The sequence below is a fragment of the Rhodococcus sp. W8901 genome, assembly GCF_013348805.1.
Taxonomy (GTDB): domain Bacteria; phylum Actinomycetota; class Actinomycetes; order Mycobacteriales; family Mycobacteriaceae; genus Prescottella.
In genome coordinates this window covers 3,627,801-3,645,908 of record NZ_CP054690.1, presented here as the reverse complement: position 1 = coordinate 3,645,908, position 18,108 = coordinate 3,627,801, and the positions used below count along the sequence as shown (strand labels likewise).

Below are 18,108 nucleotides of genomic sequence, written 5' to 3'. Positions count from 1 at the left end.
CGCACGTCCTCGATCAGGCCGATGTAGGGCAGCCCGTTGTAGGTCCGGGAAACCACCCGACGACGCGTCCTCCGTCATGATGCCGCTCCTCTCGCTTCCCGCGGGCCGCAAACTGGCTGGTGCGACCGCGCAAGCAGCATGATCGGCCGACGCCGTACCTTAGTTGTCCATGCCGACACGGTCGACGGTCCGACCGGGCAGGATGCCCGCGACCACCACCGCGCCGACCGCGAGCGCGAGGCCGCCCACGAGACTGGCCTGCGAGATCGCATCGGCGAATGCCGCGGTGGCGGCCTCCATCAGCGGCTGTGCCTGCGCCTGCGCGAGCATGTTCTGCGACATCTCCTCGGCGACGATCGCGGCTCCGCCCACCGACTCGCCGGAGGCCTCGAGTCCCTGCGCCACCAGATCCGCCTGTGGCCCCGTGAGTTTCGGGATCGGGAGCGCAGCGAGGAATCCGGAGATGCCGTCCTTGTAGGCCGAGGCGAGGACCGAGCCGAGGATGGCGATGCCGAGCGATCCGCCGAGTTCGATCGCGGTGTCGTTGAGTCCGCCGGCCGCACCGAGGTCGCTGTCGGGGAAGCTGCCCATGAGCGCATCGGTGGCGGGTGAGACCGACAGCCCGACACCGATTCCGAGCAGCACCAGCGTCGGGACGAAGTCGGCGTACCCGGACGCGGCGTCGACGCGGACGAGCAGCAACACGCCGATCGCAGCCACCGCCATCCCTCCGGCGACGGCGGCGCGGGTGCCGATCCGAGGGACCAGGCGGGCGCTGGCCGCGGCGCCGACCGAGACCGCCACCGCGAGCGGCAGCAACCGGACGCCGGTCGCGAGCGGGCCGAAGCCCAGCACGAACTGGAACTGCTGGGCGACGAAGAACATCGCGCCGAACGCGGCGAGGAACACCAGCAGCACCGCGAGCGCCGCGCCGCCGACCTTGCGTTCGCCGAGTTTGCGCACGTTGAGGAGGGGCTGTTCGTGCCGCAGTTCCCAGAGCGCGAACGCGGCGAGTCCGACAGCGGAGACGACGGCCGCGGCAACCGCTCGCGAGGTCCAGCCGAAGTGGAATCCGTCGATGATCGCGAACACGAGCGCGCCGATCGTCACCACCGACAGCAGCCCGCCGATCCAGTCGATCCGGCCCAGGCCGTGCGCCTTCGACGGCGGGACCAGCACGAGTGCGGCGACGATCGCGAACGCGGCGATCGGCACATTGATGAGGAAGGTCGAGTGCCACGAGCGGCTTTCGAGCAGCCAGCCCGCGAGCAGCGGTCCGAGTGCGATCGCCAGCCCCGACGTCGCGGCCCACGCGGCGATCGCCCGGGCGCGTTCCGCGGCGGGGAACGTCGCAACCAGCAGGGACAGGGTCGCCGGCATGATGATCGCGGCACCCACGCCCATGATCATCCGGGCCGCGATCACCGACGTCGTGCTGTCGGCGAGGCTGCCGAACACGGCGCCGCCGCCGAAGACGAGCAGGCCGGCGAACAGGGCGCCGCGGCGGCTGTACTTGTCGCCGATGACCCCGAACAGCAGCATCAGCGCCGCGTAGGGGACGGTGTACCCGTCGATGACCCACTGCAGGTCCGAACTCGTCAGCTGCAGGTCGCGGGTCATGTCCGGCGCCGCGACGATGAGGGCGGTGTTTGCCATCACCACGATCAGCAGGCTCAGACAGAGCACTCCCAGTGCCGCCCATCGTCGCCGATAGGGCTCCGTCATGCGGTCCACCGGTGTGGTGGCCAGACCCGGCAATCGCGTCAGCGTGACCGTCATCGTCGTTCCCTCCCTACCCCCGGGCGTCCTCCGCGCCGAGAACATTGCACACTGATGTGCAAGTTAGCTATCTGCACACGAGTGTGCAAGAAGGGTGTGATGGAGGCCACGTGGTCGCGGATCGAACACGCCTGCCGGTATCCGACGTTCGAGCGGCGCGGCGGGCGGGTGGGGGAGGATGGCTTCGTGAGTTCCGAGTCCTCGACGTCCCCCTCGCCACCGCCGCAACAGCGGCCGCAGGCGCGGGCGAACCGTGCCCGCATTCTCGAGGCGGCGATCACGGCGTTCGCGGCCGATCCGGACTCCAGCATGGACGAGGTGGCCCGTGCGGCGGGGGTGGTGCGCCGGACCGTGTACTCGCATTTCCCGAACCGGGACGCGCTGATCGAAGGGTTGGTCGCCGAGGCGTCCGCCGCGATCGCGGTGAGCCTCGTCACCGGCCCGCCCCTGCCCGAACGACCCGACCTGGCGCTCGCGGTGCTGGCGCTGCGTACGTGGCCGATCGGCGACCGCTTCCGGGTTCTGCTCTCGTTCGCTCGTCGCGAACTGGGGGAGGACCGAATCCACGACCTGCTCGACCCGCTGCGGGCGACCACGGTCGGCAATGTCGAGCGGGGCCAACGGGACGGGGTGTTCTCGTCGTACCTGCCCGCCGACCTTCTGGTCGCGATGGACGAGGGTATGACGTTGACACTGCTCGAGCGCGCGAATCAGGGTGTGATCAACGACCGCGGCGAGACCTTCGCGACCGCGAGTCTGGTACTGCTGGGTCTGCCGCCCGAGCGTGCGGCCGACATCGTGGCGGAGGCGGCGCGCTGGTTGCGGGATCCGGGCGAACCGGGCGGTAGGTCCGAGGGGTAACTCGGTGGGCGTGATCACTGTCGGGCGCTAGACTTTGGGCACACATGACAGCCCGTCGTGGACGGATCGGACCTGAAAGTAGGCCATAGCCCTCACGTGAGTGAACAAGTCGAGAACGGCAGGTCGCGTTACAGCGACTCCCCGCAGGATCCCACGCAGCCGGCCGAGCGCACCGTGCGCTCGAGCATGGAACTCCCGCCCGAGGTGGTGCCGCCCCTGCTCGGGTCTTCCGATGAGAACCTGACCGCTCTCGAACAGGTCCTCGACGCCGACATCCATGTCCGCGGCAATGCGGTCACCCTCACCGGCACCCCCGCCGACGTCGCGCTCGCCGAGCGGGTGCTCGAGCAGCTCGCCGCGTTGGTTCGCCGCAATCAGCCCATCACGCCGGACGCGGTGCGCCGGACCGTCGGCATGCTCACGCAGGGTCTGTCCGAGTCGCCGGCCGACGTGTTGAGCCTGGACATCTTGTCGCGGCGCGGCAAGACGATCCGGCCGAAGACGCTCAACCAGAAGCGCTACGTCGATGCGATCGACGAGAACACCATCGTGTTCGGTGTCGGCCCGGCCGGTACCGGCAAGACGTACCTCGCGATGGCGAAGGCCGTGCAGGCGTTGCAGAGCAAGCAGGTGACGCGGATCATCCTGACCCGTCCGGCCGTCGAGGCCGGCGAGCGCCTGGGCTTCCTGCCGGGCACGCTGCACGAGAAGATCGACCCGTATCTGCGTCCGTTGCACGACGCGCTGCACGACATGATGGATCCCGAGGCGATCCCGAAGCTCATGCAGGCCGGCGTCATCGAGGTCGCGCCGCTCGCGTACATGCGTGGCCGCACCCTCAACGACGCGTTCATCATCCTCGACGAGGCGCAGAACACCACGGCCGAGCAGATGAAGATGTTCCTCACCCGACTCGGGTTCGGCTCCAAGATCGTCGTCACCGGCGACGTCACGCAGGTCGACCTGCCGGGTGGGGCGCGCTCGGGCCTGCGGGCGGCCACCGAGATCCTCGACGACATCGACGGCATTCACTTCGCGATTCTCGACAGCAGCGACGTGGTCCGGCACCGCCTGGTCTCCGACATCGTCGACGCGTACGACCGCTTCGAGTCGACCCGCGCGGCCGACATGCCGCTGGGGAACCGTGCGCACCGACGAGCGGTCCAGTCGCGCTCGCAGCGGCGGTAGGGTTGTTTCCGCCCCAGCACGGCTACCGCGCGCCCGCGGACGACGAAAGAGCGACGTAAATGAGTATCGAGATCTCCAACGAATCGGGGATGGAAGTCTCCGACGAGGACCTGATCAGCGTCGCGCGCTTCGTGATCGCCCGGATGGACGTCCATCCCGCGGCGGAACTGTCGATGGTGCTCGTGGATTCGGCCACGATGGCCGATCTGCACATGCGCTGGATGGACCTGCCCGGCCCCACCGACGTGATGTCGTTCCCGATGGACGAGCTCGAGCCCGGCGGTCGCCCGGACGCGCCGGAGCCGGGTCCGTCGATGCTCGGTGACATCGTGCTGTGCCCGTCCTTCGCCGCCGACCAGGCGCAGAACGCGGGCCATTCGCTCGATCACGAGCTGGCGCTGCTGACCGTCCACGGTGTCCTTCACCTCCTCGGCTACGACCATGCCGAGCCGGAGGAGGAGAAGGAGATGTTCGGGCTGCAGAATCAGCTGCTGGCCGAATGGTACGAGGATCTGCGCCGCGCCGAACGTGAGGCCGAACTCGCCGCCCGGGACCAGCGGTTGCTGGGCAAGGCCGGGTTCTTCGATGGCCCCGAACAGTGATGTCCGGCGGACGGTGATCGGCCGGTGAGTGACGCCGTCGTCCTGATCGTTCTCGCCGTCGTCCTGGTCCCGCTCGGTGGTCTGTTCGCTGCCGTCGATTCGGCGCTGAACACGCTCTCCCCGGCGCGGGTGGACGAGTTGGCCAAGGACGACCGTCCGGGCGCGGCGCGGCTGGTGCGGATCGTCTCCGACCGTCCCCGCTACGTCAATCTCATGGTCCTGCTGCGGATCCTCTGCGAGATCGCGGCCGCCGTCCTGCTCGCGGGCGCGCTGATCGATCTGCTCGGAGCCGTATGGGGCATGGTCGTCACGATCGTGGTGATGGTGCTCGTCGACTACGTGGCCATCGGTGTCGGCCCCCGCACCCTGGGTCGGCAGCGCGCGTATCCGCTCGCCCTGGCGTCGGCGGTTCCGCTGGTCGCGCTGGGCACGTTGCTCAGCCCGGTCAGCAGGCTGCTGATCGTCGTCGGCAACGCGCTCACCCCCGGTAAGGGGTTCCGGGCGGGCCCGTTCGCGTCGGAGATCGAACTGCGCGAGCTGGTGGATCTGGCACAGGAACGCGGCGTGGTGGCCGACGAGGAACGCCGGATGATCCAGTCGGTGTTCGAACTCGGCGACACCTCCGCCCGCGAGGTGATGGTGCCGCGGACCGAGATGGTGTGGATCGAGGCGGACAAGAGTGCCGGCCAGGCCACGTCGCTTGCGGTGCGCTCCGGGCACTCGCGGATCCCCGTGGTCGGCGAAAACGTCGACGACGTGCTGGGCGTGGTGTACCTCAAGGACCTGGTGCAGCAGACGTACTACTCGTCCGACGGTGGCCGCAGCGTCACGGTGGCGCAGGTGATGCGCCCCGCCGTGTTCGTGCCGGATTCGAAGCCGCTGGACAGCCTCCTCGCCGAGATGCAGCGCGACCGCAACCACATGGCGGTGCTGGTCGACGAGTACGGCGGCATCGCGGGCCTGGTCACCATCGAGGATGTGATCGAGGAGATCGTCGGTGAGATCGCCGACGAGTACGACACCGACGAGACCCCGCCCATCGAGGACCTCGGTGACGGCACCTACCGGGTGTCGGCGCGGTTGCCCGTCGAGGACCTGGGCGAGCTGTTCGACATCGAGATCGAGAACGACGAGGTCGAGACGGTCGGCGGACTGCTCGGCTACGAGCTCGGCCGCGTGCCGCTGCCCGGTTCGCAGGTCGAGACCGCGGGCCTGCGACTGCGCGGCGAGGGCGGAGCCGACGTACGCGGGCGCGTGCGGATCAGCACCGTTCACGTCGAGCGCGTGGCGACCGAAGAACATACCGAGAACGACCATGTGGACGAAGACGGAAACGTGAGCCAGGAGTGACCATGACCGATAACGAATTCCGTTCCGGCTTCGTCTGTTTCGTCGGACGGCCCAACACGGGCAAGTCGACGCTGACGAATGCGCTGGTGGGCAGCAAGATCGCGATCACGTCGTCGCGGCCGCAGACCACCCGACACACGATCCGCGGCATCGTGCACCGCGACTTCGCCCAGTTGATCCTGGTCGACACGCCGGGTCTGCACCGTCCGCGCACGCTGCTGGGGCAGCGCCTCAACGACCTGGTGCGCGACACGTACTCCGAGGTCGACGTCATCTGCCTGTGTATCCCGGCGGACGAGAAGATCGGCCCCGGTGACCGGTGGATCCTGGACCAGGTCCGGCAGATGGCGCCGAAGACCAAGCTGATCGGCATCGTCACCAAGATCGACAAGGTCAGCAAGGACCGCGTCGCCGAGCAGTTGCTGGCGCTGTCGAAGGTGCTCGGACCGGACACCGAGGTGATTCCGGTGTCGGCCCAGTCGGGCGAGCAGGTGGAGCTGCTGGTCGAGGTGCTGGCGAAGGCGATGCCGGAGGGGCCGGCCTTCTACCCGGACGGCGAGCTCACCGACGAGCCCGAGGAAACCCTGATGGCGGAGCTGATCCGCGAGGCGGCACTCGAGGGCCTGGGCGACGAACTGCCGCACTCGCTGGCCGTCGTCATCGAAGAGGTCATCCCGCGTGAGGGCCGCACCGAGAAGCAGGGCGAACTGCTGGACGTGCACGCGCTGCTGTACGTCGAGCGTCCCAGTCAGAAGGGCATCGTCATCGGCAAGGGCGGCGCCCGCCTGCGCGAGGTCGGCACCACCGCCCGCAAGCAGATCGAGAAGCTGCTCGGCACCAAGATCTTCCTGGAACTGCATGTGAAGGTCGCCAAGGACTGGCAGCGCGACCCCAAGCAGTTGGGCCGTCTCGGCTTCTAGCGATCCGCCGCTCCGGTTTTCGTCGTGCCGCTCCTCCGGTCGGGGGAGCGGCACGACTGTTTCCGGCGCGGCACCCTGTCGACGTGCGACGATGGAGACCTCGACCGGCTCGAGACGAGGTGAGGGTCCGATGTCGAATGAGGGAACCTATCGTGAGGCGAACCCGGTGCGTCGATATCTGATCAGGCAGGGTGCGTCGGCGACGACGGGCCGGGTGCTCGCTCCGGGGCAGCGGCACATCGATCGGGTGGTCTTCGGGATCACTCGGGGCCGGCACACGCTGACGAGCCTGGTGCTGGGGTGGCCGATCGTGATGCTCACGACCGTCGGCGCGAAAAGTGGAGCGCGCCGGACGCTCCCGCTGGTCGGTATGCGGGACGGGGACCGGATGGTCGTGATCGCCTCGAGCTACGGGCGGCCCGACAACCCGGCGTGGTTCTACAACCTGCGCGCACATCCGCGGGCCTCGATGACGGTCGCTGGCGGCGCCTCGCGGCCGGTGCGGGCGTACGAGGCGGAGGGCGCGGAGCGTGAACGGTTGTGGGCTCGGGCGCTGGAGTTCTATCCCGGATGGGCGGAGTACGAGAAGCGGGTCGCCCGGCGGATCCCGGTGATGGTCCTGACCCCCGAGAGCGCGTGACCCGACGCGGTCAGGGCGCCGGGAGGTACGCCCCGCGGACCAGTTGCAGGATGGCCGTCGAGATGTCCTGCCCCGCATCGCCGGTGGCGAGCCGACGCAGTTGCAGGCCGGCGATGGTCGCCACCAGGGTGGGGGCCAGCGACTCCGGCTGTGGGACGCCGAGCGCGGTCAGGATCGTCGCCGTCAGCTCGTCGTACGCCGCGAAGCACTCGGCCGACGCCTCACGGAGTTCGGGATCCCGGCCGGCCTGGATGTAGATCTCGAACGGGGCGATTCGCTCGGCCGAGAAGTCCAGATCCCGCGCGACCTGCTCGGTGAGCGCCGCGGCGTCCTCGAGGCTCAGCCCCTTGTCGCGGTAGGTTTCGGCGAGGTGGCGAAGTCGAGTGGTCTCCTCGGCCACGAACCCTGTCAGCGCGGCCCGCAGCAGGTCGGACTGCGTGGGGAAGTGGTAGGTGATCGAGCCGAGCGAGACCCCGGCCTCGGCGGCGATCCGCCGGTTCGTGACGGCGGGCACGCCGTCGGTGCCGACGATGCGCAGCGCCGCCGCGAGAATTCGGTCACGCACCTCCGTCGAGCCCACCGGTCACCACCACCGGGTCGGGCGGTGGTCCTGCCAACGCTGGACCGACTCGAGTTGCGCCGCAAGCGAAACCAGCATCGGTTCGGTGTTGTCGTGGCCCATCAACTGGACGCCGATCGGGAGCCCGTCGGCGGTGAGGCCGGCGGGGACGTTGACGCTCGGCCAGCCCAGGATGTTCCACGGCCACGTGTACGGGCACGCCGCGGTGATCACCTTGTCGGTCTCGACGCCGCCGATCGCGTCCAACCCCTCCACCCGCGGCGGGGGAGTGGCGGTGGTGGGGGCGAGGATCACGTCGTAGTCGTCGAAGATCTCCCCGACCCGACGTCGCATCCGGGGTTCGGCGGCTCGGGCCGCGCGCAGCGGCAGGCCGGACAGCAGACGTCCGGTGCGGGCGTTGGCACGGGTGCGTGGGTCGACCAACGACGGATCCGGGAGCTGCCCCAGCCACGCGTCCACACCGGCGAGCGACCGGGGAAGGAAGTTGAGGCCCAACAGGATTCCGTACTCCGGGTCGTCGACGGTCACGTCGTGTCCGAGTCGGCGCAGCGCGTGCGCGGTGCGGCCGACCGCGGCCCGGATCTCGGGGTGCAGTGCGGTGGGCGTGGCGGTGAACGGGATCCGCAGCGACAGGGCGATCTTCAACCGTCCCGGATCGCGGCCGACGGCGTCGCGGACCGTGACCGGTGGTGGCTTGTGCAGATCGCCGTCGTGGTTGCCCGCGACGACGTCGAACAGCAGCGCCGCGTCGGCGACGGTGCGTGCGAGCGGTCCGTTGACGGTGATGCCGTGGAACGCCTCGGGCTCGGGCCATGTCGAGATCCGCCCGCGCTGCGGCTTGATCCCGACGAGGTGGGTCCACGCCGCCGGGATCCGGACGGAGCCGGCGCCGTCGGAGCCGATCGCGGCGGACACCAGCCCCGCCGCCACCGCCGCGGCGCTGCCGCCCGAGGATCCGCCCGGTGTGCGCCCGCGGTCCCATGGATTGCGGGTGTGACCGAACGCGCTGCCCCCGGTGAACGGCCACTGCCCGAGTTCGGGGCTGTTGGTCTTGCCGACGATCACCGCGCCGGCGGCGCGCAGTCGGCGAACCACCTCGGAGTCGGCGGTCTTGGCGGGGAACTCGCCCGGACATCCGAACGCGGTGGGTTCGCCGGTGACGTCGACGTCGTCCTTGACGGCGATCGGGACACCGAGCAGCGGCTGGCGCTCCCCGGCCGCGAGTCGGCGGTCGGCTGCGGCCGCCTCGTCGAGTGCGGCGGCCCGGCGCACGATCCGGAACGCGTTGAGTGTGGTCTGGGTGGCCTCGATCCGATCGAGGGCGGCGGTGACGGCCGCGACGGACGAGGTGCGTCCGGCGGCCAGCGCCACGGCCTGCTCCTCGAGCCCCGGAGCGTGCTGTTCGACGTCGTGTTCTTGCAGTTCAGTGCTCATTCCCGCCCCGTCATGCCGACTGTTCGTTCGAACGAACAGTAACGCGTTCCAGTTTTCGGGGTGGGGTTTTGCCGCCCGCGCCTGTCGAGACTCGTCGGTGCGGCGTGGGAGACTGGCCAGGTGAGGTTGTCGTGAGGTTGTACCGGGACTATGCGGTGGTGTTGCGCCAGCACAAGCTGGGCGAGGCCGATCGCATCGTGACCCTGTTGACCCGGCAGCACGGACTGGTCCGGGCGGTCGCCAAGGGGGTGCGTCGTACCAAGTCCAAGTTCGGAGGCCGGCTCGAGCCGTTCGCGCACATCGACGTGCAGCTGTACCCCGGCCGCAGCCTGGACGTCGTCACCCAGGTCCACACGGTCGACGCGTTCGGTGCGGACATCGTCGACGACTACGGCCGCTACACCACGGCCTGCGCGATCCTCGAGACTGCCGAACGGTTGGCCGGCGAGGAGCGGGCCCCGGCCCCGCGACTGCACAGTCTCACCGTCGGGGCGTTGCGGGCGATCGGGGACCAGGCCCGGCCCGTCGAGCTGATTCTCGACGCCTTTCTGCTGCGTGCCATGGGCTACGCGGGATGGGCGCCGGCATTGAACGAGTGCGCCCGGTGCGCGGCTCCCGGACCGCACCGCGCCTTCCACGTCGCGGCCGGTGGCGCAGTGTGTGTGCACTGCCGTCCGCCCGGTGCGGCCACACCGTCTCCGGGTGTTCTCGACTTCATGGACGCGCTGGTGCACGGCCAGTGGCAGGACACCGAGAGTGCGACGTCGTCGATGCGCAGCCAGGCCAGCGGGCTCATCGCCGCGCACCTGCAGTGGCATCTCGAGCGGCAGTTGCGCACGTTGCCCCTGATCGAACGGTCGCGTCCGCATGCGGCGGTCGGGGACCCGGACACGGTCAGGCAGGATGGGGAGCGTGATTCGACGACGCGAACCGCAAGCTCAGCCTGACCGGGGGATCCGCCCTCCCTCCCCGCACCCCTCGGGCGCCCGTCCGCCGATTCTGCAGCCCGAGCTGATCCCCAATCATGTGGCGCTCGTGATGGACGGCAACGGCCGCTGGGCGCAGGATCGGGGGCTGCCGCGGACTGCGGGCCACGAGCGCGGCGAGGCGGTCCTCATGGACACCCTCGAGGGATGCATCGAGATCGGTGTGAAGTGGCTGTCCGCGTACGCATTCTCCACCGAGAACTGGAAGCGAAGCCCGGACGAGGTCAAGTTCCTGATGGGCTTCAACAGGGACGTCATTCGCCGACGGCGCGACGAGATGCACGAGATGGGTGTGCGCGTGCGCTGGGCGGGTCGTCGACCGCGTCTGTGGCGCAGCGTGATCAAGGAACTCGAGATCGCCGAGGAACTCACCAGGAACAACACCGTCATGACGCTGACGATGTGCGTCAACTATGGTGGCCGCGCCGAGATCGCCGACGCGGCACGGGAGATCGCCCGCCGGGCCGCTGCCGGTGAGATCGACCCGGAGAAGATCACCGAGGCCACATTCGCGAAGTACCTCGACGAGCCGGACATGCCCGACGTCGACCTGTTCCTGCGGCCTTCCGGTGAGCAGCGGACGTCGAACTTCCTGATCTGGCAGGCCGCCTACGCGGAAATGGTGTTCCAGGAGAAGCTGTTTCCCGATTTCGACCGCCGCGACCTGTGGGCCGCGTGCGTCGAGTACGCCTCCCGCGACCGCCGCTTCGGCGGCGTCAAGTACCAGTGAGGCCGTCGATGGATTCCTCGGAGGCTCTGCAGGCCCGGGTGCGCGAGGCGCTCGGCGGCTTCGTCGCCGTCGACTCGGACGACGACGGCTCGTTGCGGTTCGAGTACGGCGGCGCACTGTGCTCGCTGCGTGCGGTCACACTCGCGGACGGGCTCGACGTGCTGTCGTTGACGGGAGTGTTGGCGTGGGACCGGACGGTCAAGCCGGCGCTCCACAAGCGGGTGGCCGAGCGCAACGCGCAGCTCCAGTTCGGGTCGATCAATGTGATCACCCGCGGCAAGTTCGCCGATGTCGTGCTGCGCTACACCTTCCCGGCGACGGGGTTGGCCGACGCGCCGCTCACCACGATGCTGCTGCTGGTGTTGTCCGGGGCCGAGGATGCCCGGAAGGGGCTGCTGGCGTAACAGGCGAGCTGCGTGGCCGCCGGGAACCGTCTGTCGGCATCGGCTCGAATTGGTGCGGTCGAGCCTGCCGGGCTACCGCGCCTGGGCGCAGTCCCGACAGGTTCCGAAGATCTCGACGGTGTGGCTGACGTCGGTGAAGCCGTTGCTGTCGGCGATGGTCTGCGACCACTGCTCGACGGCGGGTCCGTCGACCTCGACGGTGAATCCGCAACCGCGGCAGACGAGATGGTGGTGATGGCCGCTCGAGCACCGGCGGTACACCGATTCGCCGGTGTCGGTGCGGAGCACGTCGACGGTGCCGGCATCGGCGAGCGTCTGCAGCGTCCGGTAGACGGTGGTGAGGCCGATGCCCTCGCCGCGCTTGCGGAGCTCGTCGTGCAGTTCCTGGGCGGAGCGGAACTCGGTGATCTCGTCGAGGAGCGCGGAGATCGCGCTGCGCTGCTTGGTCGAGCGCACGCCGACGGCGGCACGTCGGCGTCGGTCGGTTCCGTCCGTCACGTTTTCGGTCATCCTTCTTCCTCTGCGTGGGCCACGGCGTCGACGACGATGTGGGCGAGGTGGTCGTCCACCAGTCGGTACATCACTTCACGTCCGTTGCGTTCGCCGTGTACTACCCCGGCCGCCTTGAGGACGCGGAGGTGCTGGCTGATCAGTGGCTGGGTGACGCCCAGCGCGCCGACCAGTTCGTGGACGCACCGCTGCGACTCGCGCAGTTGGAGCACGATCGCGATGCGGACCGGCGCGGCGAGAGCGCGCAGGATCTCGCCCGCCGAGATGAGTGTCTCCTTCGACGGCATCGGAGCCGCCGGGGTCTCGGTGCAGGGCCCGTGGTCGTGTGCGTCGGCTCGCAGGTCGCCCGCGTCGGCAACGCTCACGGTGTAGCTCCTCGTCTGGGATCGGACAGGGTCGGACATGCCACCTTATTGCAAATCATATCCATTTTGATATGCACGAATGTGCATGTCAACCGGGTGAGTGGACGTCGGCGCGGGTACCGATAGGCTGGACTGGCGAAAACCGCACGTGAACCACGCATCTATTACCCAGATGGAGAGCACCCAAGTGGCACCCAAGTCCAAGATCGATACCGTCGCCAACCTCGCCAAGCGCCGGGGGCTCGTCTACCCCTGCGGTGAGATCTACGGCGGTACCAAGTCGGCCTGGGACTACGGTCCACTCGGCGTCGAGCTCAAGGAGAACATCAAGAAGCAGTGGTGGCGCAACATGGTCACCAGCCGTGAGGACGTCGTCGGCCTCGACTCGTCGGTGATCCTGCCCCGCCAGGTGTGGGAGGCCTCCGGCCACGTCGACGTGTTCACCGATCCGCTCGTCGAGTGCCTCAACTGCCACAAGCGTCACCGCCAGGACCACCTGCAGGAGGCGTACGCGGAGAAGCACAAGCTCGATGACCCGGACGCCGTGGCGATGACCGAGATCGTGTGCCCGGACTGCGGCACCAAGGGGCAGTGGACCGAGCCCAAGGCCTTCTCCGGCCTGCTCAAGACCTACCTCGGCCCGGTCGACAGCGAGACCGGCCTGCACTACCTGCGTCCGGAGACCGCGCAGGGCATCTTCGTGAACTTCGCGAACGTGCTCACCACGTCGCGCAAGAAGCCGCCGTTCGGCATCGGCCAGATCGGCAAGAGCTTCCGCAACGAGATCACCCCCGGCAACTTCATCTTCCGCACCCGCGAGTTCGAGCAGATGGAGATGGAGTTCTTCGTCAAGCCGGGTGAGGACGAGGAGTGGCACCAGTACTGGATCGACTACCGCATGGACTGGTACACCGGCCTGGGTATCAACAAGGACAACCTGCGCCTGTACGAGCACGCGCAGGAGAAGCTGTCGCACTACTCCAAGCGCACCGTCGACATCGAGTACCGCTTCCACTTCCAGGGCAGCGAGTGGGGCGAGCTCGAGGGCATCGCGAACCGCACCGACTACGACCTGGCGACGCACTCCAAGGCGTCGGGCACGGATCTGAACTACTTCGATCAGACCAGCGGTGAGCGCTACACGCCGTACGTCATCGAGCCGGCCGCGGGCCTGACCCGTTCGCTCATGGCGTTCCTCGTCGACGCGTACACCGAGGACGAGGCGCCCAACGCCAAGGGCGGCGTCGACACCCGCACCGTGCTGCGCCTGGACCGTCGCCTGGCCCCGGTCAAGGCCGCGGTGCTGCCGCTGAGTCGCAACGCCGACCTCACGCCGAAGGCGAAGGACCTCGCGACCACGCTGCGTCAGCACTGGAACGTCGAGTTCGACGATGCCGGCGCCATCGGCCGCCGCTACCGTCGCCAGGACGAGATCGGTACCCCGTTCTGCATCACGGTCGACTTCGACACGCTCGAGGACCACGCGGTCACCGTCCGTGAGCGCGACACCATGGCGCAGGAGCGCGTTGCTCTCGACCAGGTCGAGGGCTACCTCGCGCAGCGCCTGATCGGCGCCTGATTTCCCGGCCGAATGTCACATGCGTTCAGTCCAACTGAACGCATGTGACATTCGGCCATTCGGGCGGGGTTCAGAAACGGCCTCCGCCGCCGCGCCCGATACGGCCCGAACTGCTCGGGCCTCCGAAGGACCCGGGTCCGGGTCCGCCCCACCCACCGCTGCCGCGGCCACCCCAGTTCCCGCCCCTGCTGCCGCGGAGCATGCTGTCGATCAGGATGCCGCCGAGGATCGCGCCGGCCGCATTGCCGCCGCCCCCGGACACGCCACCGCTCGGCGGTCGCTGGTTGCGCTGGTCGTCCTGGTAGCGGTTCACGTCCGCCTGCGCCGCCCATAGTGCCCGCGACGCCAGTTCGGTGGCGGACTGTGCGTGCTGCAGTGCCTTCGACGGATCCGAGCCGGTGAGCTGCTGCGCGGCCTGCAGGTGCCGCTGCGCCTCCGACAGGCGGGTGCGGGCCTCGGCCCCGACGGCGCCGCGCCGGGTGGAGATGAAGTCCGATGCCGCGCTCACCTGGGCCTCGGCCGCGGTGAGATCCTGGTCGAGCCGCTGCCGTGCGCGGTCGGCCTGCTGCCGCGCCTCCTGTGCCTCGGCGAGCACGGCGTCGAGCTTCGCGTCCGCGTCGACGACCTTGGTGAAGCTGCCCAGCGGATCGGTGTCCTTCGCGGCCTGCGCATTCCGCAGCGCCTCCTCGGCGGCGGCCGTCGCGTCGGCGAGCTTCTGTCCGCCCTGCGCAGTGAGCGCGGCCGCGGCGGTGATGCCCTCCTGCACGTCGGCCATCGCCGCCGGCAGCGTCGCGATGGCGTGCCGGATGTCGGTGTCGGCCCGCGCGACGGCGTCGAGCAGTTGACGGGCCTGGTTCAGCGCGCCCTCCGCCGCCCGGATCGCGACCACCGCCGGGCCCTGCTTTCCGGCCGGGAGCGTTGTGGCATCGCGTCCGGCCGCGATGTTCTGCTCCGCGAACGTGATCCGCTCGCGCGCCATCTCGGGATTCTTCTCGACTGTCGCCAGGACCGAGGCCGGGAACTCGCCCCGTAGCGACGCGAGCGTCGCCTCCGCGGACGGGACGCGGACGGTCAGTGAGACGACGTCCTGCGTGAGGGCGTCCAGCCGGGAAGGTGCGTCGATCAGGAGGTCGCGCATCGCGTCGAACTCCGCTACCCGGGCGTTGAGTTCGCGGTCCGCGCGTCCGCAGGTCGTGATGAGTTCGGTGAGCATCTCGCGCTGCTGCTGCGGCGTCTCGGGAATGTCGTCGTCGAGTCGCTGGCGGATCGTGAACGCGGACGCCAGCGTCCGGCGGGCCTGCTCGAAGGCGGTCGTGAACGGCGCGGTGGCATCGGCGCCGAACTCGCCGACGGCCAGGTTCAGCTCCTCCTCGCTGGTGCGGATCGCGTTGTCCATCTCGACGAGGGCGTCCTTGGCGAGCGCATCGAGGGCTGGAACGGGCAGCGCGGCAAGAGCTTCGGGATCGGTGGGATCCACCTGCCGGGCTGCGGCGACGGTCGCCTCGAGACGGTCGCCCCGCTTCTTGCGGGAGTAGAGGTAGACACCGCCGCCGGCCAGCGCCACCATGCCGACACCGACGCCGAGAACCTTCAGCGATGCGCCCGAGGCGGTCATCGCGTCCCCGAGCCCGCCCGCCGCGGCGATCGCGGCCCCGGACCAGTCCCGCTCGCGCAGGGCCGGTTCCACCGAATCGGTGCGGATCGAGGTGACCTCCGCGTCGGTGACCTCCGAGAGCGCCTGTGGGACATCGAAGTAGTACGCGCGGTCGGTCGTGGCGACCGCGAGCAGCGCGTCCTTGTTCCCCAGACCGCTGAGCTTCGCGGTCTGCTCCGTCCACGCCTTCTCGGAGAGTCCGTCGAAGTCAGCGACGTACACCACCCAGAGCGCGACCTTGTGCTCGTCGTAGAGCGTGTCGAGCGCGTCCTGGACGTCGGAGCGCTGACCGGAGTCGAGAACCCCGGACAGGTCGGTGATGTGGTCCGGCAGCCGCAGCGGGGCCTCGGCCGTGGCGGTCGCGGGCGCGAACAGGAAGGCGCCCAGTGTGAGCAGCGCGGCGACGGCGGTCGCGGCCACCGATCGGCGCGGCGTGTACTGGCGAGCGGGTGAACGCGACGGTGCGTGTGCCATAGGACGAATCTATCCGGTGCCGCGCGTCGTCATCGGCGGCCCGGGCGGGTGACTGGCAGAATCGGGGAGTGAGTACCGCCCCCAGTTACGACCCCCCGGAGCTGTCGCCCCGCCCCGTGCCGCGCCGTTCGTTCGGTGCCGCGGTGGCTCGTTGGGCCGGTCGGGCTGTGCTCGGCGCCGCGTTGATCGGCCTCGTTCTGGTCGGGGGCACGGCCTTCCGGGTGTGGCAGGTGGCGCGGATCACCGACACCACACCGGCCGACGCGATCGTCGTACTCGGTGCCGCTCAGTACGCGGGCACCCCGTCGTCGGTGTTCGAGGCCCGCCTGGACCAGGCCCGCAAGCTCTACGAACAGGGTGTCGCGCCGGCCATAGTCACGGTCGGTGGCAAGCAGGAGGGTGACGAGTACACCGAGGCGGCGTCGGGCCGGAACTACCTGATGGACCAGGGAGTGCCTGGGGATCGGATCACCGCCGTCGAGGAAGGCTCCGACACCCTGCTGAGCATCGAGGCGGTCAGCCGCGAGATGGGGCAGCAGGGCATGCAGTCGGCGGTGCTGGTGAGCGATCCGTGGCATTCTCTCCGGACCCGCACCATGGCCCGCGACGCGGGTCTCGAGGCGTGGACCGCACCCACCCGGCAGGGTCCCGCGGTGATCACCCGGGAATCGCAGCTGCACGGAATAACGAGGGAGACAGGTGCTTTGCTGTGGTATCAGCTCACTCACTTCTCGGCAGACTTCCCGTACACGGCGGGCCAGTGATCGGCCGCGACACACGGGCGCCGTACACCTCGCACGATCTCGACCGACTCGTGTCCGAGGCGCCCAAGACCGCGGGACTGATCGCGGCCGCGGAGTCGTCGCAGCACCGCTCGGCGTTCTCGCGCGACCGCGCCCGCGTCCAGCACTCGGCCGCACTGCGGCGTCTCGCGGACAAGACCCAGGTGGTCGGTCCGCGTGACGGCGACACCCCGCGGACCCGGCTGACGCATTCGATCGAGGTGGCGCAGATCGGCCGCGGCATCGCCGACGGGCTGGGACTCGACCCCGACCTCGTCGACCTGGCCGGCCTGGCCCACGACATCGGGCATCCGCCGTACGGACACAACGGGGAGAAGGCGCTCGACGAGGTCGCGGAGAGCTGCGGCGGCTTCGAGGGCAACGCGCAGAACCTGCGGATCCTCACGAGCCTCGAGCCCAAGGTCCTGGACCCGGAGGGGCGCAGTGTCGGGCTCAACCTCACCCGGGCATCGCTCGACGCCGCCATCAAGTACCCGTGGACCCGGCCGCGGCCCGGGGCGAAATTCGGCGCGTACGACGACGACGCGGCGGTGCTGGCGTGGGTGCGCGAGGGCGCGCCCGAGGGGCGGCAGTGCATGGAAGCGCAGGTGATGGACTGGGCCGACGACGTCGCCTACTCGGTGCACGACGTCGAGGACGGTGTGATCGCCGGCCGCATCGACCTGCGCGTGCTGGGCGACGCGATCGAGGTTCGTGCGCTGGCCGAATTGGGGGCCAGGCAGTTCTCGGGCCTCGTCGTCGACGAGCTGGCGGAGGCGGCCGAACGCCTGTCGAGGCTGCCTGTGGTGACCTCCGTCGGCGACTACGATGGGACGCTGACCAGTTCGGTGGCGCTGAAGAACCTCACCAGCGAGCTGGTGGGCCGGTTCGCGTCGGCCGCCGTCGGCGGCACCCGAGAGGCGGTCGGGCCCGGCCCGCTCACGCGGTATCAGGCCGACCTCGTGGTGCCCTCGATCGTGGCGGCCGAGGTGGCCCTACTCAAGACCGTCGCGTTGCACTATGTGATGTCCGACGCCGGGCACAAGAACCGCCAGGACCGGCAGCGGGACCGGGTGCACCGGGTGGCCGAGTGGCTGCTGCGCACCGCACCGTCCGGTCTGGATCCGTTGTTCCTGCCCGCGTGGCACGCCGCCGCCGACGACGCCGCGCGGGTGCGGGTGATCGTCGACCAGATCGCGTCGTGCACCGAGAGTCGTCTGGAACGGATCGACAAGCAGAGCCTGGGCGCCCAGGCGAGCTGGGGATAGGT

General features: G+C 69.5%; 18 protein-coding genes. 12 read left to right on the top strand and 6 right to left on the bottom strand.

What is annotated here, in order from left to right; genetic code table 11:
* Positions 1-159: 159 nt before the first annotated feature.
* Entirely contained in the window at positions 160-1,779 is a 1,620-nt protein-coding gene (locus tag HUN07_RS17080) for an MFS transporter (protein WP_174911309.1), read from the bottom strand.
* A 186-nt stretch (positions 1,780-1,965) separates the two neighbouring features.
* On the opposite strand from HUN07_RS17080, the gene HUN07_RS17075 reads away from it, so the two are divergent.
* The 6 genes from HUN07_RS17075 (at position 1,966) to HUN07_RS17050 (ending at position 7,340) form a co-directional block, all read left to right on the top strand.
* Complete coding sequence (locus HUN07_RS17075; RefSeq protein ID WP_114719395.1) at positions 1,966-2,640, top strand: TetR/AcrR family transcriptional regulator; 675 nt, start codon at positions 1,966-1,968, stop codon at positions 2,638-2,640.
* Positions 2,641-2,736: 96 nt separating this feature from the next.
* On the top strand, positions 2,737-3,828 hold the full coding sequence (locus tag HUN07_RS17070; protein ID WP_174911303.1) for a PhoH family protein: 1,092 nt from the start codon (positions 2,737-2,739) through the stop codon (positions 3,826-3,828).
* Between the two features lie 59 nt (positions 3,829-3,887).
* Positions 3,888-4,430 (top strand): rRNA maturation RNase YbeY, encoded by a 543-nt coding sequence (ybeY, locus tag HUN07_RS17065; protein ID WP_114719097.1) that lies wholly within the window; start codon positions 3,888-3,890, stop codon positions 4,428-4,430.
* 24 nt (positions 4,431-4,454) lie between these two features.
* Positions 4,455-5,780, top strand: a complete 1,326-nt coding sequence (locus HUN07_RS17060) for a hemolysin family protein (protein WP_174911300.1) — start codon at positions 4,455-4,457, stop codon at positions 5,778-5,780.
* Positions 5,781-5,782: 2 nt separating this feature from the next.
* Positions 5,783-6,700 carry a GTPase Era gene (gene era, locus HUN07_RS17055; protein ID WP_114719099.1) on the top strand — a complete coding sequence of 306 codons (918 nt, stop codon included), beginning with the start codon at positions 5,783-5,785 and terminating at the stop codon, positions 6,698-6,700.
* A gap of 130 nt (positions 6,701-6,830) precedes the next feature.
* Positions 6,831-7,340 (top strand): nitroreductase/quinone reductase family protein, encoded by a 510-nt coding sequence (locus HUN07_RS17050; RefSeq protein WP_174911297.1) that lies wholly within the window; start codon positions 6,831-6,833, stop codon positions 7,338-7,340.
* A gap of 10 nt (positions 7,341-7,350) precedes the next feature.
* Here the strand turns inward: HUN07_RS17050 and HUN07_RS17045 are convergent, their stop codons facing one another.
* Entirely contained in the window at positions 7,351-7,920 is a 570-nt protein-coding gene (locus HUN07_RS17045) for a TetR/AcrR family transcriptional regulator (RefSeq protein ID WP_174911294.1), read from the bottom strand.
* 3 nt (positions 7,921-7,923) lie between these two features.
* Positions 7,924-9,354 carry an amidase gene (locus HUN07_RS17040; RefSeq protein WP_114719102.1) on the bottom strand — a complete coding sequence of 477 codons (1,431 nt, stop codon included), beginning with the start codon at positions 9,352-9,354 and terminating at the stop codon, positions 7,924-7,926.
* Between the two features lie 131 nt (positions 9,355-9,485).
* Between HUN07_RS17040 and recO the strand changes: the two genes are divergently transcribed.
* The 3 genes from recO to HUN07_RS17025 are packed head-to-tail and all read left to right on the top strand — an operon-like array spanning position 9,486 to position 11,474.
* A complete protein-coding gene (gene recO / locus HUN07_RS17035) occupies positions 9,486-10,301 on the top strand; it encodes a DNA repair protein RecO (protein WP_114719397.1) in 816 nt (271 codons plus the stop codon).
* The gene (locus tag HUN07_RS17030; protein WP_254622569.1) at positions 10,258-11,070 is read left to right on the top strand and encodes an isoprenyl transferase; all 813 of its coding nucleotides are present in this window, start codon (positions 10,258-10,260) and stop codon (positions 11,068-11,070) included. The genes recO and HUN07_RS17030 overlap by 44 nt, the downstream gene beginning before the upstream one ends.
* An 8-nt stretch (positions 11,071-11,078) precedes the next feature.
* Entirely contained in the window at positions 11,079-11,474 is a 396-nt protein-coding gene (locus HUN07_RS17025) for a hypothetical protein (protein WP_114719104.1), read from the top strand.
* 72 nt (positions 11,475-11,546) lie between these two features.
* On the opposite strand, the gene HUN07_RS17020 is transcribed toward HUN07_RS17025, so the two are convergent.
* The gene (locus tag HUN07_RS17020) at positions 11,547-11,984 is read right to left on the bottom strand and encodes a Fur family transcriptional regulator (RefSeq protein ID WP_114719105.1); all 438 of its coding nucleotides are present in this window, start codon (positions 11,982-11,984) and stop codon (positions 11,547-11,549) included.
* Complete coding sequence (locus tag HUN07_RS17015) at positions 11,981-12,349, bottom strand: ArsR/SmtB family transcription factor (RefSeq protein ID WP_397484324.1); 369 nt, start codon at positions 12,347-12,349, stop codon at positions 11,981-11,983. Before HUN07_RS17015 ends, HUN07_RS17020 begins: the two co-directional genes overlap by 4 nt.
* Positions 12,350-12,536: 187 nt before the next feature.
* On the opposite strand from HUN07_RS17015, the gene HUN07_RS17010 reads away from it, so the two are divergent.
* Positions 12,537-13,928 (top strand): glycine--tRNA ligase, encoded by a 1,392-nt coding sequence (locus tag HUN07_RS17010; RefSeq protein WP_114719401.1) that lies wholly within the window; start codon positions 12,537-12,539, stop codon positions 13,926-13,928.
* Positions 13,929-13,998: 70 nt separating this feature from the next.
* On the opposite strand, the gene HUN07_RS17005 is transcribed toward HUN07_RS17010, so the two are convergent.
* Positions 13,999-16,056, bottom strand: coding sequence for a TPM domain-containing protein (locus HUN07_RS17005; protein ID WP_174911288.1), 2,058 nt, complete (start codon positions 16,054-16,056; stop codon positions 13,999-14,001).
* 68 nt (positions 16,057-16,124) lie between these two features.
* On the opposite strand from HUN07_RS17005, the gene HUN07_RS17000 reads away from it, so the two are divergent.
* Entirely contained in the window at positions 16,125-16,820 is a 696-nt protein-coding gene (locus HUN07_RS17000; protein WP_114719107.1) for a YdcF family protein, read from the top strand.
* Entirely contained in the window at positions 16,817-18,106 is a 1,290-nt protein-coding gene (locus tag HUN07_RS16995) for a deoxyguanosinetriphosphate triphosphohydrolase (protein WP_174911286.1), read from the top strand. Before HUN07_RS17000 ends, HUN07_RS16995 begins: the two co-directional genes overlap by 4 nt.
* Positions 18,107-18,108: the final 2 nt, after the last annotated feature.